Origin of the sequence: Selenomonas sp. oral taxon 892 str. F0426, from assembly GCF_000468035.1 — a bacterium.
Taxonomy (GTDB): domain Bacteria; phylum Bacillota; class Negativicutes; order Selenomonadales; family Selenomonadaceae; genus Centipeda.
The window spans coordinates 99,463-125,859 of the sequence record NZ_KI260539.1 but is presented as its reverse complement, the minus strand read 5'-3'; the positions used below and the strand labels follow the sequence as shown (position 1 = coordinate 125,859).

Annotated in this window: 29 protein-coding genes; all 29 read right to left on the bottom strand. The window is 54.4% G+C overall.

Going from position 1 to position 26,397, the window contains the following annotated elements; genetic code table 11:
* Positions 1 to 2 precede the first annotated feature (2 nt).
* Positions 3 to 488 (bottom strand): chemotaxis protein CheD, encoded by a 486-nt coding sequence (locus tag HMPREF1992_RS05850; protein WP_021684934.1) that lies wholly within the window; start codon positions 486 to 488, stop codon positions 3 to 5.
* Between the two features lies 1 nt (position 489).
* The gene (locus tag HMPREF1992_RS05845) at positions 490 to 1,113 is read right to left on the bottom strand and encodes a chemotaxis protein CheC (RefSeq protein ID WP_021684933.1); all 624 of its coding nucleotides are present in this window, start codon (positions 1,111 to 1,113) and stop codon (positions 490 to 492) included.
* A gap of 45 nt (positions 1,114 to 1,158) precedes the next feature.
* Positions 1,159 to 1,626 carry a chemotaxis protein CheW gene (locus HMPREF1992_RS05840; RefSeq protein WP_021684932.1) on the bottom strand — a complete coding sequence of 156 codons (468 nt, stop codon included), beginning with the start codon at positions 1,624 to 1,626 and terminating at the stop codon, positions 1,159 to 1,161.
* Between the two features lie 18 nt (positions 1,627 to 1,644).
* Positions 1,645 to 3,696, bottom strand: a complete 2,052-nt coding sequence (locus tag HMPREF1992_RS05835) for a chemotaxis protein CheA (RefSeq protein WP_021684931.1) — start codon at positions 3,694 to 3,696, stop codon at positions 1,645 to 1,647.
* A gap of 18 nt (positions 3,697 to 3,714) precedes the next feature.
* Positions 3,715 to 4,335: a CheB methylesterase domain-containing protein gene (locus HMPREF1992_RS05830; RefSeq protein WP_021684930.1), complete on the bottom strand. Its 621-nt coding sequence runs from the start codon at positions 4,333 to 4,335 to the stop codon at positions 3,715 to 3,717.
* Positions 4,328 to 5,017, bottom strand: a complete 690-nt coding sequence (locus HMPREF1992_RS05825; protein ID WP_037358761.1) for a flagellar brake protein — start codon at positions 5,015 to 5,017, stop codon at positions 4,328 to 4,330. Before HMPREF1992_RS05825 ends, HMPREF1992_RS05830 begins: the two co-directional genes overlap by 8 nt.
* A gap of 18 nt (positions 5,018 to 5,035) precedes the next feature.
* Positions 5,036 to 5,926, bottom strand: coding sequence for a MinD/ParA family protein (locus HMPREF1992_RS05820; protein ID WP_021684927.1), 891 nt, complete (start codon positions 5,924 to 5,926; stop codon positions 5,036 to 5,038).
* 1 nt (position 5,927) lies between these two features.
* Positions 5,928 to 7,316: a flagellar biosynthesis protein FlhF gene (gene flhF / locus HMPREF1992_RS05815; protein ID WP_021684926.1), complete on the bottom strand. Its 1,389-nt coding sequence runs from the start codon at positions 7,314 to 7,316 to the stop codon at positions 5,928 to 5,930.
* Entirely contained in the window at positions 7,317 to 9,401 is a 2,085-nt protein-coding gene (gene flhA, locus HMPREF1992_RS05810; protein WP_021684925.1) for a flagellar biosynthesis protein FlhA, read from the bottom strand. It lies immediately after the preceding gene.
* 143 nt (positions 9,402 to 9,544) lie between these two features.
* Positions 9,545 to 10,666: a flagellar biosynthesis protein FlhB gene (gene flhB, locus HMPREF1992_RS05805; protein ID WP_021684924.1), complete on the bottom strand. Its 1,122-nt coding sequence runs from the start codon at positions 10,664 to 10,666 to the stop codon at positions 9,545 to 9,547.
* A complete protein-coding gene (fliR, locus tag HMPREF1992_RS05800) occupies positions 10,629 to 11,411 on the bottom strand; it encodes a flagellar biosynthetic protein FliR (protein ID WP_021684923.1) in 783 nt (260 codons plus the stop codon). Before fliR ends, flhB begins: the two co-directional genes overlap by 38 nt.
* Before the next feature lie 15 nt (positions 11,412 to 11,426).
* Complete coding sequence (fliQ, locus tag HMPREF1992_RS05795; protein ID WP_021684922.1) at positions 11,427 to 11,696, bottom strand: flagellar biosynthesis protein FliQ; 270 nt, start codon at positions 11,694 to 11,696, stop codon at positions 11,427 to 11,429.
* 15 nt (positions 11,697 to 11,711) lie between these two features.
* A complete protein-coding gene (gene fliP / locus HMPREF1992_RS05790; protein WP_037358758.1) occupies positions 11,712 to 12,461 on the bottom strand; it encodes a flagellar type III secretion system pore protein FliP in 750 nt (249 codons plus the stop codon).
* Between the two features lie 29 nt (positions 12,462 to 12,490).
* Entirely contained in the window at positions 12,491 to 13,003 is a 513-nt protein-coding gene (locus HMPREF1992_RS05785; protein WP_021684920.1) for a flagellar biosynthetic protein FliO, read from the bottom strand.
* Positions 13,003 to 13,365, bottom strand: a complete 363-nt coding sequence (locus HMPREF1992_RS05780) for a response regulator (RefSeq protein ID WP_006307432.1) — start codon at positions 13,363 to 13,365, stop codon at positions 13,003 to 13,005. The genes HMPREF1992_RS05785 and HMPREF1992_RS05780 overlap by 1 nt, the downstream gene beginning before the upstream one ends.
* A 157-nt stretch (positions 13,366 to 13,522) precedes the next feature.
* On the bottom strand, positions 13,523 to 14,692 hold the full coding sequence (gene fliY / locus HMPREF1992_RS05775) for a flagellar motor switch phosphatase FliY (RefSeq protein WP_021684919.1): 1,170 nt from the start codon (positions 14,690 to 14,692) through the stop codon (positions 13,523 to 13,525).
* Positions 14,685 to 15,686, bottom strand: coding sequence for a flagellar motor switch protein FliM (fliM, locus tag HMPREF1992_RS05770; protein ID WP_021684918.1), 1,002 nt, complete (start codon positions 15,684 to 15,686; stop codon positions 14,685 to 14,687). Before fliM ends, fliY begins: the two co-directional genes overlap by 8 nt.
* Before the next feature lie 39 nt (positions 15,687 to 15,725).
* Positions 15,726 to 16,244 (bottom strand): flagellar basal body-associated protein FliL, encoded by a 519-nt coding sequence (gene fliL, locus HMPREF1992_RS05765; protein WP_021684917.1) that lies wholly within the window; start codon positions 16,242 to 16,244, stop codon positions 15,726 to 15,728.
* A gap of 119 nt (positions 16,245 to 16,363) precedes the next feature.
* Positions 16,364 to 16,564 (bottom strand): flagellar FlbD family protein, encoded by a 201-nt coding sequence (locus HMPREF1992_RS05760; protein WP_037358756.1) that lies wholly within the window; start codon positions 16,562 to 16,564, stop codon positions 16,364 to 16,366.
* Positions 16,565 to 16,714: 150 nt separating this feature from the next.
* Positions 16,715 to 17,446, bottom strand: a complete 732-nt coding sequence (gene recO / locus HMPREF1992_RS05755) for a DNA repair protein RecO (RefSeq protein WP_021684914.1) — start codon at positions 17,444 to 17,446, stop codon at positions 16,715 to 16,717.
* Positions 17,447 to 18,136 carry a DUF502 domain-containing protein gene (locus HMPREF1992_RS05750; RefSeq protein WP_021684913.1) on the bottom strand — a complete coding sequence of 230 codons (690 nt, stop codon included), beginning with the start codon at positions 18,134 to 18,136 and terminating at the stop codon, positions 17,447 to 17,449.
* Positions 18,123 to 19,019 carry a GTPase Era gene (gene era, locus HMPREF1992_RS05745; RefSeq protein ID WP_021684912.1) on the bottom strand — a complete coding sequence of 299 codons (897 nt, stop codon included), beginning with the start codon at positions 19,017 to 19,019 and terminating at the stop codon, positions 18,123 to 18,125. Before era ends, HMPREF1992_RS05750 begins: the two co-directional genes overlap by 14 nt.
* The gene (gene ybeY / locus HMPREF1992_RS05740; RefSeq protein WP_021684911.1) at positions 19,016 to 19,474 is read right to left on the bottom strand and encodes an rRNA maturation RNase YbeY; all 459 of its coding nucleotides are present in this window, start codon (positions 19,472 to 19,474) and stop codon (positions 19,016 to 19,018) included. Before ybeY ends, era begins: the two co-directional genes overlap by 4 nt.
* On the bottom strand, positions 19,464 to 20,444 hold the full coding sequence (locus HMPREF1992_RS05735) for a PhoH family protein (RefSeq protein ID WP_037358754.1): 981 nt from the start codon (positions 20,442 to 20,444) through the stop codon (positions 19,464 to 19,466). The genes ybeY and HMPREF1992_RS05735 overlap by 11 nt, the downstream gene beginning before the upstream one ends.
* A gap of 92 nt (positions 20,445 to 20,536) precedes the next feature.
* Positions 20,537 to 21,442: a DMT family transporter gene (locus HMPREF1992_RS05730; RefSeq protein WP_021684909.1), complete on the bottom strand. Its 906-nt coding sequence runs from the start codon at positions 21,440 to 21,442 to the stop codon at positions 20,537 to 20,539.
* Entirely contained in the window at positions 21,443 to 22,798 is a 1,356-nt protein-coding gene (gene glmM / locus HMPREF1992_RS05725; protein ID WP_021684908.1) for a phosphoglucosamine mutase, read from the bottom strand. It abuts the gene before it with no gap.
* Positions 22,799 to 22,832: 34 nt separating this feature from the next.
* Entirely contained in the window at positions 22,833 to 24,428 is a 1,596-nt protein-coding gene (locus HMPREF1992_RS05720; RefSeq protein ID WP_021684907.1) for an NAD(P)/FAD-dependent oxidoreductase, read from the bottom strand.
* A complete protein-coding gene (locus tag HMPREF1992_RS05715; protein WP_021684906.1) occupies positions 24,428 to 25,357 on the bottom strand; it encodes a YbbR-like domain-containing protein in 930 nt (309 codons plus the stop codon). The genes HMPREF1992_RS05720 and HMPREF1992_RS05715 overlap by 1 nt, the downstream gene beginning before the upstream one ends.
* Entirely contained in the window at positions 25,354 to 26,193 is an 840-nt protein-coding gene (cdaA, locus tag HMPREF1992_RS05710; RefSeq protein WP_021684905.1) for a diadenylate cyclase CdaA, read from the bottom strand. Before cdaA ends, HMPREF1992_RS05715 begins: the two co-directional genes overlap by 4 nt.
* Positions 26,194 to 26,397: the final 204 nt, after the last annotated feature.

Below are 26,397 nucleotides of genomic sequence, written 5' to 3'. Positions count from 1 at the left end.
CCTTATATTGTCTTATCTCCCTTGCTTACGGTTTTCACGGTATAGGTACCATCGTTGAGATCGATTGCCACAGTGCGGCCATAGTTTAGGCCAGTATCCTCCGCAATAAGACGGATACCATGCTGTGCCAAGAGCTCTTTTGCCGCCTGTGCATTCCGCTCCCCGACACGCATGACACTCGTCGTATTGGAGAACGCGAACATCTGTGCACCGCCCGCAATCTTTGCTACGAGACGCGTTTTTGACGCGCCAAGCCGCAGGACATCCGCCAGCATGAGCGGAAATCCCGTATCAATAAACTTTGCCGGCGTATCTGTAGGACGTGCCTGTTTGCTGTCCGGCAGCATATAGTGGAGAAGTCCGCCCACCTTTGCTTGTGGATCATAGAGAGAAAGTCCGATACAGGAGCCCAATCCATAGCTGATGAGTGTGGATGGAGCTGCGCCGACTTTGTAGTCGGCCATACCGACTTTTATCAAATCCGGCATATCATTCAACTCCTACCGCATTCATAATGCTGCTGAGCGATCCGGGATCCGGGACCAGGAAGAAATGGCCGCTGATGCTCCGATCCTCCGCAACAAAATTCGTTTCAATGAGCAGCGCATGGTCGCCCATCTCACCAAGCTGAACCAGAACGACGTTGAGAATGGCACCCGCCATATCCACAGCAAGTGCGGGGATGGACGGCAGCATACTCATGCCTGTAAACGTATAGAACGCATTCAAATAGGATCCTGCGAGGATGTTGCCGATTTCCATGAGAGCCGATTCATCCATCGCGTCGAGTTCTGTCGTCTTCCCCCTCTCGCGCCCCAGCAGTGTGTCTACAAGTGCGAACGCGCTGTCCCGCGGGATGAGAAACAGAATGTTGCTCGGCGCCTTGCCATAGACGCGCAAGAAAATACCGACGACAACCAGTTCCGGTCCGCCGACAAATTCTGGTACATCTTCAATTGGCACAAGTGCCACATGGGGCACATTCATCTCGATGCGGCGCTGAATAAGACGGGAAAGCGCCGTCGCGGAGTTCCCAGCACCGACGTTTCCAATCTCTCTGAGCACATCCAGCTGCAGCTCTGACAGCTCTGTCAGATTCTCATCTACGCTCATTGACTTTACCTCTTAGCACGGCGCAATGACAGGAAGCAAGCTCCCTTATTTCGCATCCTTCGAAAGTCCGACGATCTCCTCCAGATTGAGGAGAACGATAAGCCTTCCTCTGATATTGCCAATGCCGCTGAGGAATCGGCTGCTCTCGCGTGCATTCATCGCCTTCTTCGTATCGACAGGCGCATTCTCGAGGCTGAGAACCTCCGTTACAGCATCGACAAGCATGCCGACATGGACGTCCTCAACGGAGACCGTGACGATACGCGTGCGGTCCGTATAAGGAGTCTCAGCAAGTCCGAGCCGCTGCTTGAGATCGATGACGGGGAGCACCGAACCGCGCAGATTGATGACACCCTTGATAAAGTCTGCCGCAAACGGAACACGCGTGATGTCCGTCAGATTGCGTATCTCCTGCACGTTCAAAATGCTGACACCATATTCTTCATCGCGAAGATTGAACGCCACATACTGCGAGTTCTGCGGCGCATTCCCCTGATTCATATCCTCTGCCATCTTCTTTGCCCTCCCCTTTTACTGCTGTATCATCGTCGCAACGTCAAGAATCAGTGCGACTCTTCCGTCGCCAAGCACAGTTGCTCCGCCAAAGAGTTTGAGTCCGGCGAAGAGATTGCCAAGTGTCTTGATAACGATTTCCTGCTGACCGATCAGGTTGTCCACAACGATGCCTGCCTTCGCCTCGCCCGCATGGACAACAACAACGAAATGCTCGTCGGAATCCTTCGTATGCGGAACCTGAAGAGCTTCCTCCATGCGGATGATCGGGATAATCTCCCCGCGCAGGACGATAACCTCCTTGTTCTGGACGGTCTGAATGTCACTCGGCTCGATGTTGATCGTACTGTCGATCGATGTGAGAGGAATGGCGTACATCTCCTCCTGCACTCGTACGAGCATCGCCTGAATGATCGCAAGCGTGAGCGGCAGCTTGATCTTGAACACAGACCCTTCGTCGATATGGGTCTCCACATCGACGTGCCCGGAGAGTGCCTCGATCTTGCTGCGCACAACGTCCATGCCGACGCCGCGGCCGGAGATGTCCGTGATCTGCTCTGCCGTCGAAAAACCCGGCAGGAAGATCAGGCGAACGGCATCCGCGTCGTCGAGACTATCCGCTTCACTCTGCGTGACCATGCCCTTCTCGACCGCCTTGCGGCGAATCTTGCTCGCATCAATTCCTGCGCCGTCGTCCGTGATCATGATGACGACGTTGTTGCCCTCGTGCCGCGCGATGAGCCCCACCTCGCCGGTACGCGGCTTCCCCTTCGCCTCACGCGCATCGGGGCTCTCAACACCATGGTCGAGCGAGTTGCGCAGGAGATGCATGATCGGATCACCGATCTCGTCGATAACGGTACGGTCAAGCTCAGTCTCCTCACCCTCGATCGTGAGGTTGATGTCCTTGCCAAGTTCCTTCGATACATCACGCACCATGCGTGGGAAGCGGTTGAACACAGCACTGACTGGAACCATGCGGACCTTCATGACAATGTTCTGCAGATCGCCAGTGACACGATCCATCTGCTCGAGAGTCTCCATAAGGTCGCTCAGGCGATGTGTCTGACCAATCTGCTCCAAACGAACTTTATTGATAACGAGCTCACCCATGAGGTTCATAAGCGTATCAAGTTTTTCGATGTCAACGCGGACACTCTGACTTTGATGCGGCTTCTTCGCGGGAGCTGCAGCAGGCTTCGCAGCCTCCTTCTTGGCCGCGGGTGCGGCGGCCTTTGCCGCAGGCGCAGGAGACGTCGCCGACGCAGGAGCCTCCGACTTTCCGACTTTGTCCGGATCGAGCGGCTCAACGAGAACATCTTCAATTTCCGAAACCGTATCCACGGCATTCTGCACCGCCTGGGCATCACCACCCGTGGCAATCACCACATCAAAGCTGCGCTCGAACTTCTCTTGCTCGAGATCCTCTGCCGGCGGAATGCTCTTAATGACATCACCGATCTCATCGAGTGCATGCATAACCATGACGGAACGCGCGGCCTTGAGCACACAGGTTTCCATGAGGGTAACCTTGACATGGAACATATTCATGCCGGCTTCTTTTGCCTTTTTCATGACATCAAGGTCGATATCGTCGAGTTCAAGGTCCACGCTTTTAGCGCTGTCACCCTCTGATGCCGCAGGTGCAGCAGAATTCGCTGCAGCGGGGGTTGCCGCAGCGGGCGCAGGAGTCCCCTTGGAGATAGAGCTGAGCTTTGCGACGAGATCAGAGACATCGACGACATCTTCTGCCTCACCGTTACCAACGCTGTCCACCATCTGCTCGAGCGAGTCCAAACACTTGAACAGCGTATCCATAATATCCTCGTTGAGCTTCAGCTGCTCTTTGCGGACGAGATCCAGAACATCTTCCATCTCGTGGGTGAGTTCTGCAATCTTGGCAAAGCCCATGGTCGCTGACATGCCCTTAAGCGTATGTGCGTTGCGGAAGATGTCGTTGACGACACCGATTTCCTCCATGTTCTCCTCGAGGCTCAGGAGTCCTTCGTTCAGTGACTGCAGATGCTCATGCGACTCATCCAGGAACATGTCCATATACTGGTTATCCATTGGTATTCCCCCTATTTCCTATCTTCTCACAGCCGTCTCGATCGCGCTTGCAATCTGCGGCAATGGGCATATCTCATCGGCCAGACCTGCTTCGATTACGGATTTTGGCATTCCGTAAACGACACAGGTCGCTTCATCCTGCGCAATGCAGTAGCCGCCGTTTTCCTTGATCTTTCGCAGCCCATCGCGCCCGTCATTGCCCATTCCCGTGAGAATCACGGCAACGACATCTCTTCCAAGATGTGCGACGGATTCATACATCACGTTGACTGCGGGACGATGGTTCCCAACAGGTGGCTCATCGCTGAGCGCAATGCGGCGAATAGCAGCTTCGTCCAGGATACGCAGATGGTAGTTCCCAGGCGCAATGTAGACGCACCCTGCCTCCAAGACATCGCCGTTTTTTGCTTCGCATACCTTGACTTTTGATACCCCGTCCAGACGTCCCGCAAGAGCATTGGTAAATCCTGCCGGCATGTGCTGTACGATGACCACAGGGCAGGGAAAATGCTCTGGAAGCCCTGTGATGACAGTCTGGAGTGCCTGTGGTCCTCCTGTCGAAGATCCGATGACGACAAGACGCATCCGGGAGGATCCATTTTTGCCGAACATCATGTTTTTCCTTAGTGCCTTACTCATCTTTCACGCGCTCCACCTGGGTTCGCTGTATATGGAACAGATAGCGTACGATTTTATCGCGTATGCCGCGTGAAATCCCTTGAAACTGCACACCGACGTGATAAATGGGGACGTCGTCCTCGCGCTCAATGCGCGTACACCGTATGATGCGCGTCATGAGTTCGATTGTCCCGATTCCAGGAATATCGTTGAGTGCGAGAGCCGCATCCGAGTCGAGAGGCACCTTTTTGGGCCAAGCAAAAGCTAGCCCGTTGCCGCTGAGGTCTACCAGGGGCACTCGCCGCGGGGCATCGATCTTTCCTTCATGGTCGACCAAACGAACCGTCGCAGTAAGATTCACCTTGATGCGAAAGAACGCACGTTTTTGGAAGCGCTCCGCAACTTCGGGAACAGAAATACGAAGGACGGGAATATTGTCATGACGACCATGGCCGCGATGAACGCTAAAAAAGCGAAAATGGCATCCATCTCCTGCGGCCAGCACGTAAAGGTTCTCCCCTACGCGTGGTATGACTGGAACATGGCGCTCATCTACGGGCATAGCAACAACGAGTTCATCATCGACGATGTCTTCCACCCTGCTTGTATAGCCGGAGGTTCCTTCCTCGCTGTTTTCAAAGAATATTTCCAGCCTCTGTCCGATTGCTAAAATACTCCTTGCCTGTACCAATTCGCCCGCCATCTGAATTTTCCTCCTTGGCTACGTTGAAAACTTAAAAATTTGCTGTAAAAAACCCTTCCATCCGCGCTTAACATGCATTTCATTCCCTGTAATAAGTGCCTCCGCCAATGCGTCAATACATCGTGCAGCTGCAGTATTCGGTTCTGCATTGAGGAGAGGTGTCTGACGTCGTACTGCTTTTGTGACCGATGTGTCCTCGAATACATATCCAAGACAGTCCACCGGCATATGGAGGAACTTCTCGGCAGCACGCTGGAGTTTCTGGGCGACCTCACGACTCTCCTTGACTTCGTATACGCGGTTGATGATGAGTCTGAGATTCTTCTGACTCGCATAGATACTGTAGGCCTTCATCACGGCATAAGCATCGGTGAGAGAGGTTGGCTCCGGCGTCGTTACGAGAAGCACCTCATCCGCCGCAAGAATGAAGTCCATGACGTTGCGCCCAAGACCTGCTCCCGTATCCACTAGGATGATATCAGCACGTGCGGCGCAGTCCGCAAGTTTTTGCTGGAGGAGTACCTTTTCCGCATGATCGTATTCGAGTGCCTTTTCGATCCCGGAGCCGCCTGAGATATATTGAAGCCCATGCTGCGTTTCTACAATGACATCTTCCAGGCTGACCTCCGGACGAATGAGATCGAGCAAATGTTTTCGCGAGGTAGCCCCAAGCAGGATATCCACGTTTGCCATACCGAGATCCGCATCAATGACAAGGACGCGATGCCCCCTGTTTCGAAGCGCGATGGCTAGGTTAACAGCAATGTTCGTCTTGCCGACTCCGCCCTTCCCACTCGTGATTGCAATCACACGCACATTTGCCCAAGCCTCAGCCTGAGTGGATGAGATAGGTGTCTGGGGGCTCTCAGAATGGACCATTTGACGCAGTCGCGTTGCCTGATCTGCCATGTCATTCCCTCAAAAGCAATCCGGCAAGGCGCTCTGCAGTTGCCGGTATGATGTCATCGGGGACGCTCTGCCCATTTGACAGGAAGGAAAGAGGGATCTTCCCGCCTGCGAGAAGATTGAGCACCATGCCGATCGTACGCGTCTCATCCGTTTTGGTGAAGATGATACGATCCGGGCGGCATGCAGAAAATCGCTCCATAATCTCTGCAGCATCCTGTTCTTTGGTGGTCGCACTGACGACCAGGTGTTTTTCCATGCGCGGATGTGCTGCAATCAGGTCCTTGAGCTCGTCCATCTGGTATTCGTTGTATTGACTGCGTCCCGCCGTATCCACAAGGATGAAATCCTTGCTGCGGTGGCGCGTAATCGCCTTTCTGAGATCTGCGGCTGAGTATACAACCTCTACAGGCAGTCCAAGAATCTCAGCGTATTTCTTAAGCTGCTCAACGGCTGAGATGCGGTAGGTATCCGCTGTGATGAGAGCCCCCTTGAGGTTCTGCTCTAAAACGAAGTGCGCCGCGACCTTTGCAAGTGTTGTAGTCTTTCCAACGCCTGTTGTTCCAATAAAGGCAACAACACGGGAGCTGCGGGAACCTGGATGGAGGCCATCGGAGAACTGCATCACCTGTGCGAGATATCCCGCAAGGACATTGACGGCTCGCGGGTCAAGACTGTCCAAGTTCACATCCGCAAGGGGGATCTTGCTGGAGAGTTCCTCACAGAGTTCCTCCCGCACATCCTGTCGGCGAAGGGCATCACGGATGGAGACAATCTCCTTCGGCTGGTTCGCCGCCATCATAGAGGCGAGCATTGTCTTCATCTGCGAAAGCTCATCTTCCAGGAGACGAATACGCTCCGCAGAGCCATCCTCCTCGGCAGAAGGCTGCTCTGGTGCAGTCTCTGCGGGAGTCTTTGACTGGACATCCGCCGCAGGCGGAGGCGGTGCCGTCGACGCATACGCAGGTGTCAGTGCCGAAGCGACAGAAGCTGCCGGTATGGCATATGCCTCCGGCGGATAAGCTGCAGTTCCCTGCAGAGGATAGGTTGAAGCTGCTGGTGATGCTGCGCCATAGTCATAGACAGGCGGTACAATCGGTTCCGCCGTCGGCACTGATTTCTCCGATACGAGCGGCTCCGTCATACGATACTGATTAAGAACGCTCGTGGGAAGAATCGGAGACGCTGGAGGCACATAGGCCGATGCGGCACGCGGAGTCCGCGATTGTTTTTCATCCACGGCAGCGGTCACTTCGATCATCTCGACGCCGCCAAGCACGCCGCCCTCACGATATTTTTTCGTATGAAGGAGCACGGCATCACTGCCGAGCTCATCTTTAATCTGTTCCATGGCCTCCTTCACCGAAGAGGCCCGCACGGTCTTGACCTGCACTTAGATTCTCACCACCCCGAGGATTTGGATCTCAACATTCTGCTCTATCTCTGCATGAGAGAGGACGATCAGCCCAGGTATAGACCGCTCGACGAGATTTCGGAAATAGGGGCGCACCGTTGGACTCGTCAGAACGATGGGCTGATATCCCTGATCGGTTAGTTTACCAAGTTCCTCCTGCAGTGCTGTGAGAAGCTTTTGCATAGAGTCTGGATCGAGGCTGACATAAGAGCCATGCTCCGTGCGCTGCACGCTGCCCGCAATCTTATTCTCGATTGCAGGGTCGAGCGTGATACATGGCAAGGCACCGTTCTGGACATTCTGCTGTGTAATGTGGCGCGCCATCGCATGGCGTACGTATTCCGTAAGAACATCCGTATCCTTTGTTGCCATGCCATAGTCAGCCAGCACCTCGAGGATCGTACTCATATCACGGATAGAAATGCGCTCATGCAGGAGGTTTGCAAGAACTTTCTGCACCTCGCCGACACTGAGCAGATTCGGAACAACCTCATCCACAAGTGCCCCATTCGTCTTGCGCAGATTGTCAAGGAGATTCTGCGTCTCCTGACGCCCTAGGATCTCAGCAGCGTGCAGCTTGATGATCTCCGTCAGATGTGTAGCAAGCACCGAGACTGCATCGACGACGGTGTACCCATTGAGCTCTGCCTGCTCGCGCTCGTTCTCCGAGATCCAGAGCGCCGGCAGGCCAAAGGCCGGCTCCGTCGTCTCGATGCCCGGCACTTCCTCGAACACTGTCCCCGAGTTCATCGCAAGATAATGATCAAGCATGAGTTCGCCGCGTGCAATCTCAACGCCTTTGAGCTTAATAATATACGCATTGGGCTTGATCTGAATATTGTCACGGATGCGGATGGTCGGCACGACAAGGCCAAGCTCAAGAGCACACTGACGTCTGATCATGACAATACGATCGAGGAGGTCTCCTCCCTGTCCTGTATCGACAAGCGGAATAAGACTGTAGCCGATCTCGAGTTCCATCGGGTCAACCTGAAGGAGTGACACAATGTTCTCGGGGGTGGTTGCCTCCTTCTTCGCCTTCGCTTTCTGCTCGACCTGCTGTACTTCTTGCTCCACGGTCTGTCCGCGCTGGAGGTTCCATGCAATAACACCGCAGATCACTGCAAGCACCGTGAACGGAATGCCCGGCAGTCCAGGCATGATGGCAAGGAAGAGGAGCACACCCGTGAGGATCATAAAGATACGCGCGTTGCGGAAGAGCTGCTTCACGAGATCTCCTCCGAGGTTACCCTCCGCCGCTGAACGCGTGACAATGATACCAGTTGCCGTTGAGATAAGGAGCGCAGGGATCTGAGCGACAAGGCCTTCACCGACAGTCAGCAGTGTGTACGTCTGCAGTGCCTGTGCCGCGTCCATATCACGCTGCAGCATACCGATGACAAAACCGCCGCCAATGTTGATGATCATAATTACGATCGCGGCAATCGCATCACCCTTGACGAATTTCGAAGCACCATCCATTGCGCCGAAGAAGTCTGACTCACGCTGCACCTTCTCGCGGCGGCGCTTTGCCTCCGCGTCCGTAATCGCACCTTGGTTCAGATCGGCGTCAATCGCCATCTGTTTGCCGGGCATCGCATCGAGAGTAAAGCGTGCGGAAACCTCAGCGACGCGCTCGGATCCTTTCGTGATAACGATAAAGTTGACAATGACAAGGATGACGAACACAATAAAGCCAACCACCGCGTTACCGCCGACAACAAAGTTTCCGAACGCAGTAATAACCTCACCGGCATAGCCGTCGAGGAGAATCAGCCGCGTCGAGGAAATGTTCAGTGCCAGACGAAAGAGCGTCGTAATCAGCAGCAATGAGGGAAAGACGGATAGATCCAGCGCCTCTATGTTGTAGATTGCCGACATCACAACGAGAAGTGCAATTGTAATATTCAAGCAAATAAGGACGTCAAGCAGAATCGTCGGCAACGGAATAATCATCATAATGACGATGGTTACGATGGCGACGGCGATCAGGACATCACTGTAGCGTTGTATGAGATTGCCGGATGAAAGAGGATTTACACTGCCAGTCTGCGGTGCTGCCATGCTCTCACTCACTCCCTCGAATGCTTAGGTGAACGAAAAAATTTACGTTTCTCCTAAATATTATACCAAAATATGATGTTACGTCAAACACTAAACAAGACTTTTGTCGCAGATTAGGCGGCACAGATAGCTCCTGTGCTCCCTTAGGCTCCACGCCGTGCATGTTTCAGGCGATAGACATATGCGAGTACTTCGGCGACAGCCTGGTAGAGCTCCTGCGGCACAGTATCGCCAACCTGAACTGCGGCATAGAGCGTACGCGCGAGGGGTTTATTCTCGATAATGGGGACACGTGCATCCCTGCCGATCTCCTTAATGCGCTGCGCGACGAGGTCCTGGCCTTTGGCAATAACAGTCGGAGCGACCATCCCCTGCTCATAGGAAAGGGCAACCGCATAGTGGGTCGGGTTCGTAATGATGACGTCTGCCTTGGGAACTTCCTTCATCATACGAGCCATCGCCATCTGACGCTGCTTCTGGCGAATCTTTCCCTTGATCTGAGGGTCGCCCTCCGTCTGCTTCATCTCGTCCTTGACTTCCTGTTTGGACATCTTAAGATCCTGTGTCGTCTGCCATTTCTGGTAGCCATAGTCCATGATCGCCATAATCATAATGACCCCGATGACGACAAATGCCATCTGGAAGATGAGCTCCGCAACAAGTGTGAGACTCGTCGTCAGATCAAAAAACATAAACTGCGGCATTGCGAGAATCTGCTCACGAATGAAGCGGTAGAGGAAGAAGCCAATGACGATAATCTTGAAGATGGATTTTGCAAGCTCCACCAGAGAGCGTTTCGAGAAGATACGCCCAAAACCATTGATTGGGTTCAGCTTATCCAGCTTGAATTCAATGGACTCTGTATTGAAGTTTAGTCCCACCTGAAAGAAGTTAACCGCAAGCCCAATGAGCATGATAAAAAGCATGATGGGAAACGCAGTTTTGGCAAGGACAATGACAATCCCGATAAAGATGCGGAGAATGTTCTCCGTATCTACCGTCTGGTTGAGATTCGAGAATACGTAGGTTGTATAGGCTGCAATAGATAGATAGATTGAGTCCCACAGCAGCTTTAGTCCAAAGAAGCCCACAAGCAAGACAAACGCGCTGTTGAGCTCTTGACTGCGGCCAACTTGGCCTTTCTTGCGCGCATCCGCACGCTTTTTCGCGGTTGGTTCTTCTGTCTTTTCCCCTGCGAAACGCTGGAGATCAAAGACGAGATGCGCACTATCGGAGAGCGCGTACCGCAAGTGATATGTTTCCATACATTTCATTGAACAGCACATCCAGGAATAAGACATAGAACGGGATGATCATCGAGAGTACGACAATACCAATCATCAGCTGCATGGGAATACCGACGACGAAGATATTCATCTGCGGCATTGTACGTGCAAGGATTCCAAGTCCCACATTCGTAAGCAGGATTGCAAAGGTAATCGGCATCGCGATCTTCATCCCCGTAATGAAAATCGTACCTGTAAAATTCGCAAGCATGAGTGCGATTGAAATGTTCGGCTCCATACCTGCGAGCGGCACCGCGCGAAAGCTTTCTGCAAGTGCGGCGAGTATCATGTGATGCCCGTTTGTAACAAGCAAAATAATAATTGCCAAATTATAAAGAAAACTTCCGATGAGCGGTATTTGCTGACCGGAAGTCGGATCTACGACATTGACGATGGCAAAGCCTACCTGCATATCCATAACCTTGCCGGCCATCGTAATGGCTGCAAAGGAGATATATGCTACGAAGCCAATCAGCCAGCCAATGAAGAGCTCCCCGATCGCAGTGACAGCAAACATGATAATAGTGTCCGGCGCTGCCGGTTCCCCCAGACCATCAATGACGGGAAACAGCACGATCGTCATTGCAAGTGCCAGTCCCACGCGAAAATATGGTGAGATGTTCATACTGCCAAAAAAGGGCGAGATGAGGAAAATCCCACTGATTCGCGTCAGTGTCAGCAGGAAAGCCGCTATATGACCTTGCAGCAGCTCATACAAATCCATGCACGGCCGCCCCCTTCAGCGTAAATAGCTCGGCAGGTTGACGAATACACTCGTCACGTACTCGACCATGATGCGCAGCATCCAAGGTCCAAAGATCAAAATAGCAACAAAGACGGCAATGATCTTGGGGATGAACGCAAGTGTCTGCTCCTGAATCGAGGTAGTCGCCTGAAACACTGCGACCAAAAGGCCGACAATAAGTCCAAGGCCCAGCATAGGCGCTGAGACGAGAAGGACAATCATGAGTGCCTCTTGGGCGAGCTGGATGACCAAATCTCCGGACATCGCATTGCCTCCCCACTAACGGAAACTCATGATGAGTGACTGAATCAAGAGGTGCCAGCCATCGACCATCACGAACAGCAGGATCTTAAACGGCAGTGAAATCATGACCGGCGGCAGCATCATCATACCCATCGACATGAGCGTACTTGCGACAATCATATCAATGACGATGAATGGAATATAGATCATAAAACCAATCTGAAAGGCCGTCTTGAGTTCACTGATGATAAACGCGGGAATGAGGGTAAATGTCGAAACATCCTCAGGCCCCTCAGGGCGGGGTGCCTCTGATAGATTGACAAAGAGCGCGAGATCAGACTCCCGCGTCTGGCGGAACATGAACTCACGCATCGGATCAACAATATTTTCAAGTGCCTGTTCCTGCGAAATTTGTCCCGCAAGATACGGTTGGATCCCATTTTCGTTCGCCTGCCCCCAATAGGGAGCCATAATGTAGAACGACAAGAAAAGCGACAGTGCAATAACAACCTGATTCGGCGGTACATTTTGCGTCGAAAGAGCGTTGCGCAGGAATCCAATGACCACAACAATGCGAACAAATGAGGTCGTCATCACCAGAATCGCAGGTGCCATTGAAACGATTGTCAGCACCGCAAGCAACTGCATGCTGGTTGCTACATCCTGTGGATTCTCCGATGTTCCTACGTCAAGACTGACGGTAGGAATCAAGGGAGCCGCATACGCATGACCTGCCGCCAGCAGGAGGAGCGCTGCGCCTCCTATCACAAGCAATTTGCGCCCCAATCCTGTCCCCCCATTTCTCTCAACCGCCACTATTTACGAAAAAGAGGCGGTATTTTTTGTACAAAATCTGACAATGAGCCGAACTGCTCTTGAAAGACACCACCCTCTGCAGGGCCGGCCGCACGAATCTCTTCCAACGTCTCCGAATCATCGATCTCCGTGATCAAATGTATGTTGGCATCCGTAACCCCAAGTACGAAAACACGCCCAAAGAGTTCTACGACACAGAGCGAACGGTTTGGCCCAAGCGGCAGCTGCAGATATATCTGTCCCCCGCGTGCGGCAAGCCTTTGCATGGAGTTTTTTCCAAAGGCACGCGCTGCAAAATATGCTAGAATGACGACAAACGCAAAGACAGCAAAAAGGCTGACCACATAGGCGACCGTCGACCACCATGACACGGCCGACGGGCGCGGGTCAGCCTCCTCATATCCGGCCAAATATCCGCTGCCCGTCTCACCCGCAGCGAATACATCCCCTGTACACAGCATATAGAGGATGTATCCGAGCAGCAAGGACAGAGAAAATATCCGTTTGTTCATCAGCCGACGGCTTTACGAATAGCCTCCAGCACGCGATCGGCCTGGAACGGCTTTACGATGAAGTCACGTGCACCAGCCTGAATGGCTTCGATAACCATCGCCTGCTGTCCCATAGCACTGCACATGACGACCTTCGCTGCAGGATCGACCTTCTTGATCTCCTTTACAGCAGTAATGCCGTCCATCTCCGGCATCGTGATATCCATCGTCACGAGATCTGGCTTGAGCTCCTGATACTTCTCGAGCGCCTTCATGCCGTTTTCAGCTTCACCAACAATCTCGTACCCGTTCTTCGACAGGATGTCCTTTACCATCATTCGCATAAAAGCTGCATCGTCAACAATCAGAACGCGAGTTGCCATTTTCTCATCTCTCCTTAATTCGATAGAACATCCCTATTCGAAAGGGGCACAAACACGCACATATATATGTGCTTTTTATCGTTATTCATTATAACGAAATCTGCCCCTTGTGACAAGGATTTTCTATACCACACCCAAAAGTTCCATATTCCTTCCGCTATTGGAGGCGTGCAGCACGCTCCAGCGGGCTGACAATCTCCGTAATACGAACGCCGAAGTTCTCGTCAATAACGACAACCTCACCCTTCGCCAAATACTTTCCGTTGACCATGATATCCACAGCCTCTCCGGCGAGTTTGTCAAGCTCCACGATGGATCCCTTCGTGAGATCGAGAATATCCTTGATGGACTTCTTCGTCCTGCCAAGCTCTACATTCACCTGGAGCGGTACATCGAGAATAAGCCCGATATTGGCATCATTCACCTGAACGGGAACAGAACTCAGCGGTGTAAATTGTGCCGATTGTACCGGCACATTAGATGCTACATGTGGCTGCATAGGCGGTGCTCCATATCCATAGTTCGCAGGCGCTGCTGCGGCGGCGGGCGCTGCCGGAGCTGGTGCTGCGGCCGGCGGCGCTGCTGCAGCAGCCTCGACGGCTTCTTCCTCGTTGTCGACATCTGCCTGCTGATTCATCAGGGAGTCGACCATATCCTTTGCGACATCGACCGGCAGAAGCTGCATGATCTCACTGTCAATGAGGCCATCTACCTCCATACGGAAAGACGCCTGAATAATCGGATCTACCTTGTCGAGGAGCTTGGACACAACCTCCTCTGTCCCAAGGTCGACGAGCGTAACCACAGGTGGGGTGATGTCCACTTTCTTATTGAACATCGAGGAAAGCGAGGTCGCAACACTGCCCATCATCTGGTTCATGCATTCGCTGACCGCACTCATATGGAGTTCGCTCAGTTCCGTATCAGGATTTGTCCCGTCATTGCCCATCATCAGATCAGCAATGATCGCGGCATCCTTCGCCTGTATGCAGAGGACGTTGTTCCCCTCGATCCCGATGCTGTAGCCAACCTCAACAACGAGGAAGGGAATCGGATATTTTTCCTTCAGTTTGCGCAGATTGGACACCGAAACGGTCGGCGTCGTAATCGAGACCTTGCGCCCGAGAAGAACGGAGAGGGTTGTCGCCGCTCCGCCCATGGAGATATTACCAATCTCCCCGAGAGCATCACGCTCCAGATCCGTGATGCCAGCATCATCATCGTCAGAAGGCGAGTCGGCTGCGGCATCATCTGCAGGCGAGTCACTCGCTGCTCCGCCGTTCAGGAGGGCATCGATCTCCTCCTGCGAGATCATCTCATCACTCATTCGCTTCGTCATCTCCTTCTATAATGCCGGATATTTGCACGGCCATACGCTTCCCAGCAGTACCCGGGCGCGCGCGGAATTTCGCATTCGAGCCGACGTAACAGACGAGTTCATCCTGCGTTTGCGTATCAAGCTGCAGCACATCGCCAAACCCGAGTGTGAGAAACTCATGAACCGTAATATCAACCGTACCGAGTTCTACCTTAAACGGCACCCGTGTGCGTTCAATCTTGCGCTGGAGCTCCTCCACCTGTTCTGGGGTACTCTCCTTGTCGGCAGAGGCCGCCACCCAGAACGATGTGGTGAGTTTTGACATAACCGGCTCGAGCACCAGATAGGGAATGCAGATATTCATCATGCCGTCCACATCGCCCATCTTGATGTGGATCGTGACGAGCACGACCATGTCGCTGGGCGGAACGATCTGCGCAAACTGCGGGTTCGTTTCCATCGTCTCAAAGTTCGGACGGAACTCTACCACATTGCTCCATGCTTCCTTGAAATAATTGGTGACCGTATCGATGAAGCGACGCATCACCGCCGTCTCAATATCCGTCAATGCGCGCGACTTGACGCCGGATTTCCCTTCCCCGCCAAAGACGCGGTCGATATAGGCAAATGCCAGATCCGTGCCGACCTCGATGATGATATTTCCCTTGAGCGGCGGCAGTGCAAGGATGCCGATCACGGACGGATTTCCCATGGACTGAACAAATTCCTGATAGGTCAGCTGTTCAACGGACATAACCTCAATGTCGACCATAGCCCTAAGGCTTGCCGACAGATAGGTATTCAAAAGTCGCGAGAAGCTTTCATGCAGCATGAAAAGCGTGCGGATCTGATCCTTTGAGAACCGATCCGGCCGCTTAAAGTCATAGACCTTGACCTTGCGTTCCTCTTCTTCCGCCTTGACTTCCTCGGCGGAAACCGAGCCATCCGAAAGTGCTGAGAGCAGCTTATCTATTTCGGATTGAGACAGTACGTCCTCAGCCAAGACTCTTCCCCCTTCCTATTGTGCAGTGCTTCATATTACTTACTGCAGCAGGAAGCTCGTGATGTAAACATCATAGACAGAGCCCTGACCCAGACGATCGTTGAGCGCATCCTTCAGCTGCTTCTTGAGCGCGTCCTGCTTGGCCGCGTCAAATTCCTCGAGCGGTGCGGCGCGCAGGAACTGCATCGTCGTGTCGAGAATCTTCGTCTCCGCAACAGAACCGACCTTGCCGTCGGTCACATTCTCAGATTTTCCAGGATTGAGTTCCAAGACGATGCCCGCCTTCAGGAACTTCCCGGAGCGTCCGCCGCCGACATTGACAAGAATACCTTCCTTCGGGTCGCCAAGCTTGTAGAACACACCGGGGTCACGGTGCGAGCTGCCGCCGCCGTCTTCCGCATGCGAAGGCGACTCCGCCTGCGAGAAGATATAGTACGATATGCCGCCGGCTGCTGCCACTGCGACCAGAACTGCCACGACAACCACGACGACCATCATGATCATGGGTGACTTTTGTTTTGGCTGCTCTGCCGCCTGTTCTTCCTTTTCCTCCGCCATGAGTTAATTCCCTCCCTAAAAACAACTACGAAGCCGCAGCGGCTCCACATCGGGGCACTCCCTTGCCGCGTGGAGAAGCATGTTCTCCCCATTATACCAAAGGAATGGAAATTCGCCAACTAATTTTGATGAAGAGCACGACGATACTTGATTGTGCGGCGCACGATCTCCTCCATCGGCTCTTCAACAATCAGCTTCTTCCCGTTGGTCAGTGTGATTACAGTATCCGGTGTCTCCTCAATACTCTCAATGATCTCCGCGTTGAGGACGAACTCCCCTCGCTTGTTTGTCTTGGAGTTGAACTTCGTCAGCATGATCATGACAGGCTTCCCCTCCATTCTCTTCCAGTTTATGGATGCAAGACAAAAACAACATAGAAATCATTACCTGATATATTTTCGCCGTCATCCTCACTTTTCCTTTTTTTTCAGAAGTATTTTTTCATAGGTTCCTAAATATTTCTAACGGTATTATGTCAGCTGGGACAAAAATGAGAGTGATCGCAGCGGATGCCCAACAAGCTCCTGCACGTGTGCAAGCACGATAGACTCGGCTGCCATGAGTATTCCTCCGCGCAGTGAGAGCGGCGCAGGGTGGGCCCAGTCGAGCATCTCGAGGCTGCACAGCAAAGCGCGCAGCTCCTCCGAAAAGGACGTCGACGCCTCCGTTCGGCAGTCCACACAGAGTGCGCCTCCCTCCTGCGTGAGAAAGTAAGCATCTCCTGTGATCTTTGCACCGCAGTGAAGGCAGTGCCCATAGTTCTGCTGCAGACCTGCGGCCGCGAGTGTCTGAAGGACAGCCGCAAGCGCTGTTACACGAGGATTACGCGTTTCGAATGCCGTCAGGATCTGTGTCAGACGATCAAAAAATTGCTCGTCGGCAATACCTTCCGGCATAAATTCACGAATCACCTCTGCCACAAAGGTCGCATATGCAAGCGCAGCCAGATCAAGCGAGAGCTTTGCATGATGTGCGCGCACGGAAGCACTCTTCACTGTCTCGAGCCGTCCTCCCTCGGCAAACTGCAGGTCGACGTGCACGAACATCTGCATCGCACCCGCCAGGGGGCTTCGCGGACGACGGCATCCGAATGCCGCAGCGCGCACGAGACCACGCTCGCGCGTAAAGATCGTCAGCACCTTGTCTGCCTCGCCCCAGTTGCGGGTGCCAAGCACGATTCCCTCTGCGGCATAGAGCGCCATCTACGAGTCCCCCTCGTGCGGCCCATCCCCCGTATGCGCATCACGTGCTGCAGGCTGCTTTCTGCCTGAGAAAGGCATAACAGCACCGGCGGTAAGCATATACTGCAGAGCCTCATCCTTTGGTACCGGGATGTCGACGACATCCTCTTCCTTGACGAGCAGGGTCGTTCCCGAAGTCATATTGAGACTCCAGGGGATGAAGACACAGACATAGCCGCCCCCCATCGCCTCCTGAAAGCGCGGCGGCAGATCCGCCATGACAAAACCAAGTGCCCGTGCCCCCTGATAGGGCACATGAACGACACGCTTGAAGTTGTTGCGGGGATCCAGTACAGCCTCCGATAAACGCTTGACGCTCGTATAGATGAACTTGACGACTGGAATGGTTCCGATCATGGTCTCCCCGAGAGAGATGAGCTTCGCGAGCGCCCAGTTCGTCGATGCCCAGCCCACCAGATAGATGATTAGTGTGAGTGTGATGATGCCCATCCCGGGGAAATAGAAAGGCAGATACTGCCCCAACACCCCCTCGGTAAGGCGCAGTGTCCAGTCTATGACAAGCACGGTGATGATAATCGGAACAAGCACGAGAAGACCGTTGACAAAGCGGTGCGGCAATCGATTTAACTCCCGCTGATAAATCTGGTCCACCTTCGGCGTCACAACCGCAGTTTCTTCAATCGGATTCATAAAACCCAAACTCCCGAAGGGCGCTTGCACGATTGCGCCAATCCTTTCGCATCTTTACCCAGAGATCAAGGTAAACCTTTGCCCCGAGCAGAGTCTCGGCATCAGCGCGGGCGTGCTCACCGATCGTCCGCAGGAGTGCTCCGCGTGCACCGATGACAATTCCCTTCTGCGATTCACGTTCGACGTAGATGACAGCACGAATGTAGACATCACCCTTGGGGCGCGTCGTCATCTCTTCGATATCGACGGCGACCGCATGCGGAATCTCATCCCGCGTCAGCGCGAGCACTTTCTCGCGCACGAGTTCGGCGACGATCAGCCGCTCAGGCTGATCGGTCACCATATCAGCAGGGTAGTACTGCGGCCCCTCGGGCAGACGTGCTTTGATCTCCGCAAGCAACCCGTCCAAATTCTCCCCTTCGCGCGCCGAGATCGGCACAATGCCCGCAAAATCATGCACCTTAGCATAGCTTGCGATGATCGGCAGGCTCTGTTCACGCGGGATGCAGTCCACCTTGTTGACGGCGAGCAAAATGGGTACACGCACATTTGCGAGCTGTTTGAGAATATATTGCTCGCCTGCGCCCATCTTCTCCGTCACATCCACAACAAAGACGATGACATCGACGCCGTGCAGTGCCCCCTCTGTCGCCTTCGCCATGTAGGTGCCGAGCTTGTGCTTTGGCTTGTGTACGCCCGGCGTATCGAGGAAGATGATCTGCGCATCCTCCTCGGTCAGAATGCAGAGGATGCGGCTGCGCGTCGTCTGTGGCTTGTCGCTCATGATGGCGATCTTCTGCCCAATCAGCGCATTGATCAGCGTCGATTTTCCGACATTCGGCCGTCCAATGACGGCCACAAAGCCAGATTTATGCATATTCATCGTTCAATCCCCAATTCCTCCATGACATGCCGCTGCTCTGTCTCCATCTCGAGGCGCTCGTCCTCCTCCATGTGGTCATAGCCGAGAAGGTGCAGCATACCGTGAACGGTAAGAAACGAAAGTTCACGCAGCGCACTGTGCCCATACTCCTCGGCCTGCGCCTGCACACGCTCGAGCGAAATCACGAGATCCCCCAACACCTCGCTCGCCCCGCCGATGATTTCCGGCTCATCACTCTCCATGAGAGCGAAAGAGAGTACGTCCGTAGGGCGATCGACACCGCGGTATTCGCGGTTGAGAACATGGATATGGGCATCGTCCGTCAGCGTCACGCTCACCTCTGCCTCCTCTGCCCCATAGAGGCGTCCGACCGTCTCGACCACACGCCTCACTGCGTCCATATCCTCCATGGATACAGTGAGATGTTCCGGCTCTCTCCGAATCTCAATCTCCATGTGCGTGCCCCCGCTTCTTCTCCCAGGCACCATATGCCTCGACAATCCGCGTAACAACCTCGTGCCGAATGATATCCACAGGCTCGAGACGAACAATGCCGACGCCGCGAACGCCCTTGAGGATCTGACACGCCTGTTTCAGTCCCGAGGTCGTGCCGCGCGGAAGGTCGACCTGCTCCAGATCTCCTGTCACCACCATACGCGAGCCAAATCCTAGGCGGGTGAGAAACATCTTCATCTGTGCGCCCGTCGTGTTCTGAGCTTCATCGAGAATAATGAACGCATCCTCAAGCGTCCGTCCGCGAATGTAGGCAAGCGGCGCCACCTCAATGAGCTGGCGGCTCATCATCTTCTGGTAGCCCTCCGTGCCGAGAATATCCTGGAGAGCATCGTAGAGAGGGCGCAGATAGGGGTTGATCTTCTCCGTCAGATCGCCGGGCAAAAAGCCGAGGTGTTCCCCTGCCTCCACGGCGGGGCGCGTAAGGATGATGCGGCTCACCTCACGGTTCCTGAGTGCCGCAACTGCCATCACCACCGCAAGGTAGGTCTTGCCCGTCCCCGCAGGGCCGACCCCGAGCGTCACGGCATTGCGGCGGATCTTCGCAAGATAGTCACGCTGACCGAGCGTCTTTGCGCGCACCTCCTTGCCCTTTGCCGTCACAAGCAGCACCTCAGAAAAGAGACTATGCAGCTCCTCTACGCGTCCTGCGCGCACAAGATCTGCTCCATAGGTGACCTCGTGCGTCGTCACCTTGGCCCCCTGCTTCTGATAGAAGATGAGCTCCTGCACGAGCGTCCGCACGGCGGCGACATCCGTCTCTGCTCCCGTCACAACGAGAGCATTGCCGCGGCTCACCATGCGGCATGGAAAGGCCTCCTGCATCGCCAGCAGCAGTTTATCCCTCTCTCCGAGAATCGCGTACGCCTCCTGTTGATCCCGGAACTCTATCGTATCCGTCGTTTCCTGCAAAAACAAACCTCCCAGAAAATAATCTGTCATCCCTCGATAAAGAGCAGTGACTCCTCATCACAGTGAGAACACATCGTTCCTATCCCCCGCAATCATGTGTGTCCCCATTTCCGCAGCACATTCGGCGCGAGAATCGCTGCGAGGACGAGAACAATCCCGACAATCTGCATGACGACAAAATGTGTATCGAAGATCATCCATGCAAAGATGACACTTGCCACCGGCTCAATCGTCGCCGTGATCGCTGTCTCCTCGGGACTCAGCCAGCGCAGCCCCAAATTAAATGCGAAGAAAGCGACAACCGTCCCGAGCCCGATGATGACAAAGAGATCAAGCCATGTTCCCGCCGTAAAAAATGACCCAACCTCGGTAATCACCTGTGTCATGGGCAAAAGTGAAACGGCACCGATCAGCATACAGACAGCAAGCAGGAAAAAGCGGTCAAAGAGGCGCAGGAGATGCAGGGGATAGATCATCGCAAAGGTGAAGGTCACGCCTGAAAGCAAACTCCACACAATGCACGCCATCGGCACGGAGAGCCGTCCGATGTCACCGCCCGTCACAAGCAGGAACACCCCCGCCACGGCGACAATGACCGTCCCTGCCTCCACAGCCGACGGCAGGCGTCGGTAGCGCACGGAAAAATAGAGAATCATCATCGCAGGACTCGTATAGCCAATGACCGTAGTCGCCGCCGCATCGCCCTCGGCAATCCCCATAAAGTAGGTGAACTGCACGATCATAATGCCAACGATCCCATGAATCGCAAGCTGCAGAAGAAGACGCGGATTTTTGCGCAGGGAACGCACACCGCGCCGCAGCCCGCCGCTCCACCATGCGAGGAGGAAGAAGAGTCCGCTCGAGAGAAAGAGCCGTACCTGCGTCAGCTCGAGAGGAATATGCTCCGACTGTGTGTAGAAGTGCTGTGCCGCTGTACCGCTCGCCGCCCACATCGTCCCGGCAAGGAGTACGAGCAGCACGGCGGAAAGATGCGACATTTACGCCTCTCCCTGTTCCCGTTTCACAACATCTACAATCGCACCGCAGACCTCCTCGAGCTGCGCCTGATCACTGCCCTCCGCCATCACGCGGATCAGAGGCTCTGTGCCCGACGGACGCACAAGGATGCGTCCGTCGCGGCCGAGGATTCGTTCCCCTTCGGCAATAGCAGTACGGATCGCCGCATTTTTCTCCCAGCCCGCCTTCGTCTTGACGCGTACATTCACAAGGAGCTGCGGATAGGTTGTCATCATCGCATTCAGCTCCGATGCCTTCTTGCCGCTGCGGCGCAGTGCCGCGAGCACCTGCAGAGCCGTGATGAGGCCGTCGCCCGTCGTCGCATGTTCTGCAAAGATAATATGCCCCGACTGTTCTCCGCCGATTGTATAGCCGTTTGCACGCATGGACTCGAGCACATAGCGGTCGCCGACCGCCGTCACCTCGACACGTCCGCCGAGCTCGGCGATTGCCTTGTGGAAGCCAATGTTTGCCATCACAGTCGTCACGACAGTCTTGTGCGGCAGACGTCCCGAACGAATCATCTCAGCAGCACACGCTACCAGAATGTGATCTCCGTCGATCAGCTCCCCCTTCTCATCCAGGCAAAGACAGCGATCCGCATCCCCATCATGTGCGATGCCGATGTCGGCACCACGCTCGAGCACAGTACGGCGCAAGGATTCCAGATGCGTTGAGCCACAACCGTCGTTGATGTTCACTCCATTTGGGAGCGCGTGGATCACCTTGACCTCAGCGCCGAGGCTGCGCAGCAGTTTTGGCATTGCCTCATAGGCAGCACCATTCGCACAGTCGAGCACGATTTTCATACCGTCGAAGCGCTCTGTGCACGTACTTGCAACATAGTCAATATATTGGTTGAGCAGATCGTCGCGATACTCGACAACCCCGATCTTCTTCCCCGTTGGACGCGCCGCATCATCGTTCGTTTGCAGCCGATGGACGAGATTTTCGAGCTCGTCCTCGACCGCATCCGGAAGCTTGTAGCCGTCACCGCCAAAGAACTTGATCCCATTGTCGGGAAATGGGTTGTGCGAGGCAGAGATCACAATGCCAGCCTGCGCCTTGTGCTCACGCGCAAGATAGGCAATCGCAGGTGTCGGAACGACCCCCACAACAAGTGCGACGCCCCCCGCAGAGCAGATACCTGCCATGAGCGCCGCCTCGAACATCTCACCCGAGATGCGGGTGTCACGGCCAATCAAAATCCGGGGGCGCACCTCCGATTGCGCACCAAAATAGAGCGTTGCCGCACGTCCGAGATGATACGCCAGCTCCGGCGTCAGCTCCGTATTGGCTTCGCCGCGCACGCCATCCGTTCCAAAAAGTCTCACCATGAACAGCCCCCTAATTATAGTATATCTTTATAATCTACTTTATCTTATCCAAAAATGCAAGCGCTGCTTTCATGCCGTCGAGTCCTGCACTCATAATTCCGCCGGCGTATCCTGCCCCCTCTCCGATGGGATAGAGGCCTGCTGCGGAGACCGACTCCATCGTCGCCGTATTGCGTACAAGACGACACGGTGCGGACGAGCGTGACTCCACACCTGTCAGCGGCACATCCACACCGCCGAAGCCCGGCATACGCGACTCCCAAAACGTGAGTGCACGCGCAAGAGACGACGTACACTCTGCTGGAAGCAGCTCCCGTAGATCGGCAACGGCCACGCCCGGCTGATACGTCGGAGAAACGACAAAATCCCGTGTGTTCGTCTGCCCAGTGAGAAAATCGCCAACCGACTGCACAGGTGCACGATAGTCCCCCCCTCCGAGACGATAGGCGCGCGTCTCAAGCTCCCGCTGAAAGCGAATGCCGCCAAGCACATCACGCCCCCAGTCCGCAGGCACCACCTGTACGAGGAGAGCACTGTTTGCCACGCCGGAATTACGGCGGTAGTTACTCATGCCATTTGTCACGAGCCTGTGTTCCTCCGAGGCGGCGGCGACGACCAGTCCGCCGGGGCACATGCAGAACGAGTAGACACCACGTCCGCCTGTTGAGTCGCGATACGTCATCGCATAGTCTGCGGTGGGGAGATGAGGGCTCCCGGCCGCATCTCCGTACTGCATGGTGTCAATGAATTCCTGTGGATGCTCGATGCGCAGGCCGACAGCAAACGCCTTTGGTTCCATTACAAGCCCCGATGCGTGCAGCATTTCGTAGGTATCGCGGGCAGAGTGACCGATACCGAGGAACACGGCATCGGTCAAGATCCGCTCCGTACCGTTGACAACAACAGCAGCAATGCTCCCCGCCTGCAGTTCCACATCCGTCACCTGCGCACAAAACCGCACCTCGCCGCCCATACGGATAATCTCCATGCGCAGATGCTTCACCACATGACGTAAGATGTCTGTCCCGATATGCGGCTTCTGAAGATACCGTATCTCCTCGGGCGCGCCCGCCTGGATAAAGGCCTCAATAATCTCCCGCATACGTGAATCATTGCTGCGTGCCGTCAGCTTTCCGTCCGAAAACGTACCAGCCCCGCCCTCACCAAACTGCACATTCGACGCAGGGTCGAGCGTTCCTGTCTGCCAGAAGCGGGCAACATCCTGCGTCCGTCGATCAACATCCTGTCCGCGTTCGAGAACAAGCGGTGCGAGACCTGCGCGTGCGAGCACCCATGCCGCAAAGATACCGGCAGGGCCAAAGCCAACCACAATCGGACGCAGTGTACGAGCCCCCACAGTTGCGATGACAAGGGGCTTTGCCGGCGGTGCCGGAAGAATATCCGCGTCCTTTCGGAACTGAGCGAGTACATGGCGCTCATTTTCCACCGCAACATCGAGGATGTAGACGAATGCAAGCGGTGCACCGTGTCGGCGGCGCGCATCCAGAGACTGATGAACGACAATCACCCCGTGCACGGCACAGGGTGATTGTTTGAGACGTTCTGCTGCAAGTTCCTCGATGGGCTGCACGGAGTCATAGGGGACACGCAGGTTCTTCACACGTATCATTACATTGCCCCCACTTGGATTTCCACCATCACATTCGGATCCGCGGCCGTCACACCGACAGGCAGAGAGAGTCTCACCTGACGCTTCTCCGTTTTCTGCACATCTGAGAGAGAGAACTCCTCTGTCTCGATGCTCGTAATCTTCGCGATCACATCCTCTGCTCCCGCGATCTCGATGCGGGAGGGTTCCACCGCAACCCCTACAAGTCTGAGATTCGGCGCGAGATCGCTGCGCGGACGCGCCTGCACCTCAACGACCTTGCGCGTGAGGCCGTGGGCAAGATGGACAGAAGTCTCCATTGATGCGGGCTTAAGCACGAGACCTGGAATCTCACGACCATCAGCATTCAGTGCGAGGAGAGGAACCTCCGTCGTATAGGTGTTTGACTGCCCAGTCAAGTTGATATGCCCAACAATGTGGACAACCTGGTTGACAAGGCTCCGCGGTCCCTCGACCGTTGCCGTCTCACCCACCTGTACAATCTTATCCACCGTAAATCCGGCGGCAGGGGTACCGCTCAGAGTCATCTCCGCCTTGAAGGTCTTTTGAGTGATGCGGTCGAGATTGACCGTAACCCTGTCCGGCGAAATGCTCACGACCTCAAAACCATACGGAATCGACGCCTCCACAGCATAGGCGCGGTCGCCCTCCGTAAAGTCAGAGAGATTGATGCGTGCATGAAAATCACCGCGCTCTGCAGCAACGAAGAAAGAACGGGGGCCGCGCACGCGAATCGTCACCGTATCGATATCAGAGGTCAGCTTGTAACCGTCCGGCGCCTGTTCCACTGTCACTGGGACAGTATATGCCCCCTCGATTGCGGGGTTCTGATCGTTCATCACGTAGAGCCAGAGTACAACGGCAACTATGAGTGCCACAATTTTCGCGAGCAAATTGTGCTGCACAAAACTCCGAAGCCTCGTCATCATTTCTTCCTCCAGCTTCGAATCAACTCGAAAATAGATGAACCCGAACTGTATGTGAATGCGGGGGTCAGCACATGTGTCAGCTGATCCTCGTCGAGATGACGATGGATCCGCCCATTCTCCGCAACTGAGATGGTCCCCGTCTCCTCACTCACAACCACAACAAGGGCATCACACTGCTCCGAAAGGCCGATGGCGGCGCGGTGGCGTGTTCCCAGCTCCGTCGAAAGTGCACGGCTCTCCGTCAGCGGCAAAAGACAGCCGGCAGCGATCAGACGTTTTCCGCGAATAACCGCTGCTCCGTCATGAAGCGGCGTATTTGGAATAAAGACATTCATGAGAAAGTCCGATGTAATAAGTCCATCGATCTGTATGCCCGTCGCACTGATATCATTGAGCCGCATGTTGCGTTCAATGACGAGCAGCGCGCCGATCTTATTTGCCGACAGGATTTTCACTGCACCGCGGATCTCTCGAATCGTACTCTGCGCCTCCTCATCATCGAGGAGTCCACCCGAACGTAAAAAACGCCCTTGTCCTAAGTGTTCAAGCGCACGCCGCAGCTCTGGCTGGAACACAATCGGCAGTGCAACAAAAAGCAAGGTCACAGATTTCTGTAAAAGCCATGAAATCACGTGGAGATCGAAATAGCTTGCCACAACGGTCACACCAAGAAGGACGAGAATCCCCTTCCCAAGCGTAATAGCACGTGTGTCCTCCAGCATGAGATAAACACGATAGAGAATAACCGCTACGATCAAAATATCGAGAAGATCGAGCAATGTGATGGTCGAAAGGATGCCATGAAACTGGGTTGGCATCGTAAAGTCAAGCGGCATATGAACCCCCAAAGAGAAAACGCCCTTCTCATATCCCTAAATCCATCATCCGAGGCACCCCCCACGCCACTGACTGCGTGGACGCCGTATACTATTTTACATTTTCTCTTTGAATACGGAAAATCCTTGTGACCTGTCCTATTCTTTCAAAAAAATTTCGCCCTCCGACGAAAGGATTCCAAACACATCCGGATCCCTTCGTAA

Bases quoted from the DNA above. Each gene is read 5' to 3' on its own strand.
- fliL (WP_021684917.1), bottom strand. From the start codon at position 16,244: ATGGCGGAGGAAAAGGAAGAACAGGCGGCAGAGCAGCCAAAACAAAAG.
- HMPREF1992_RS05825 (WP_037358761.1), bottom strand. From the start codon at position 5,017: ATGGCGGGCGAATTGGTACAGGCAAGGAGTATTTTAGCAATCGGACAG.
- HMPREF1992_RS05750 (WP_021684913.1), bottom strand. From the start codon at position 18,136: ATGAATCCGATTGAAGAAACTGCGGTTGTGACGCCGAAGGTGGACCAG.
- HMPREF1992_RS05720 (WP_021684907.1), bottom strand. From the start codon at position 24,428: ATGATACGTGTGAAGAACCTGCGTGTCCCCTATGACTCCGTGCAGCCC.
- HMPREF1992_RS05850 (WP_021684934.1), bottom strand. From the start codon at position 488: ATGCCGGATTTGATAAAAGTCGGTATGGCCGACTACAAAGTCGGCGCA.
- fliY (WP_021684919.1), bottom strand. From the start codon at position 14,692: ATGAGTGATGAGATGATCTCGCAGGAGGAGATCGATGCCCTCCTGAAC.
- flhB (WP_021684924.1), bottom strand. From the start codon at position 10,666: ATGGAAACATATCACTTGCGGTACGCGCTCTCCGATAGTGCGCATCTC.
- recO (WP_021684914.1), bottom strand. From the start codon at position 17,446: ATGGCGCTCTATGCCGCAGAGGGAATCGTGCTTGGCACCCGCAACTGG.
- ybeY (WP_021684911.1), bottom strand. From the start codon at position 19,474: ATGGAGATTGAGATTCGGAGAGAGCCGGAACATCTCACTGTATCCATG.
- HMPREF1992_RS05820 (WP_021684927.1), bottom strand. From the start codon at position 5,926: ATGGCAGATCAGGCAACGCGACTGCGTCAAATGGTCCATTCTGAGAGC.
- HMPREF1992_RS05785 (WP_021684920.1), bottom strand. From the start codon at position 13,003: ATGAACAAACGGATATTTTCTCTGTCCTTGCTGCTCGGATACATCCTC.
- HMPREF1992_RS05830 (WP_021684930.1), bottom strand. From the start codon at position 4,335: ATGAGTAAGGCACTAAGGAAAAACATGATGTTCGGCAAAAATGGATCC.
- HMPREF1992_RS05780 (WP_006307432.1), bottom strand. From the start codon at position 13,365: ATGGCAACTCGCGTTCTGATTGTTGACGATGCAGCTTTTATGCGAATG.
- HMPREF1992_RS05760 (WP_037358756.1), bottom strand. From the start codon at position 16,564: ATGATCATGCTGACGAAGTTCAACTCCAAGACAAACAAGCGAGGGGAG.
- flhA (WP_021684925.1), bottom strand. From the start codon at position 9,401: ATGGCAGCACCGCAGACTGGCAGTGTAAATCCTCTTTCATCCGGCAAT.
- fliR (WP_021684923.1), bottom strand. From the start codon at position 11,411: ATGGATTTGTATGAGCTGCTGCAAGGTCATATAGCGGCTTTCCTGCTG.
- cdaA (WP_021684905.1), bottom strand. From the start codon at position 26,193: ATGCCGCTTGACTTTACGATGCCAACCCAGTTTCATGGCATCCTTTCG.
- era (WP_021684912.1), bottom strand. From the start codon at position 19,019: ATGAATATGCATAAATCTGGCTTTGTGGCCGTCATTGGACGGCCGAAT.
- HMPREF1992_RS05730 (WP_021684909.1), bottom strand. From the start codon at position 21,442: ATGTCGCATCTTTCCGCCGTGCTGCTCGTACTCCTTGCCGGGACGATG.
- HMPREF1992_RS05835 (WP_021684931.1), bottom strand. From the start codon at position 3,696: ATGGATAACCAGTATATGGACATGTTCCTGGATGAGTCGCATGAGCAT.
- fliQ (WP_021684922.1), bottom strand. From the start codon at position 11,696: ATGTCCGGAGATTTGGTCATCCAGCTCGCCCAAGAGGCACTCATGATT.
- glmM (WP_021684908.1), bottom strand. From the start codon at position 22,798: ATGGTGAGACTTTTTGGAACGGATGGCGTGCGCGGCGAAGCCAATACG.
- HMPREF1992_RS05715 (WP_021684906.1), bottom strand. From the start codon at position 25,357: ATGATGACGAGGCTTCGGAGTTTTGTGCAGCACAATTTGCTCGCGAAA.
- HMPREF1992_RS05845 (WP_021684933.1), bottom strand. From the start codon at position 1,113: ATGAGCGTAGATGAGAATCTGACAGAGCTGTCAGAGCTGCAGCTGGAT.
- HMPREF1992_RS05840 (WP_021684932.1), bottom strand. From the start codon at position 1,626: ATGGCAGAGGATATGAATCAGGGGAATGCGCCGCAGAACTCGCAGTAT.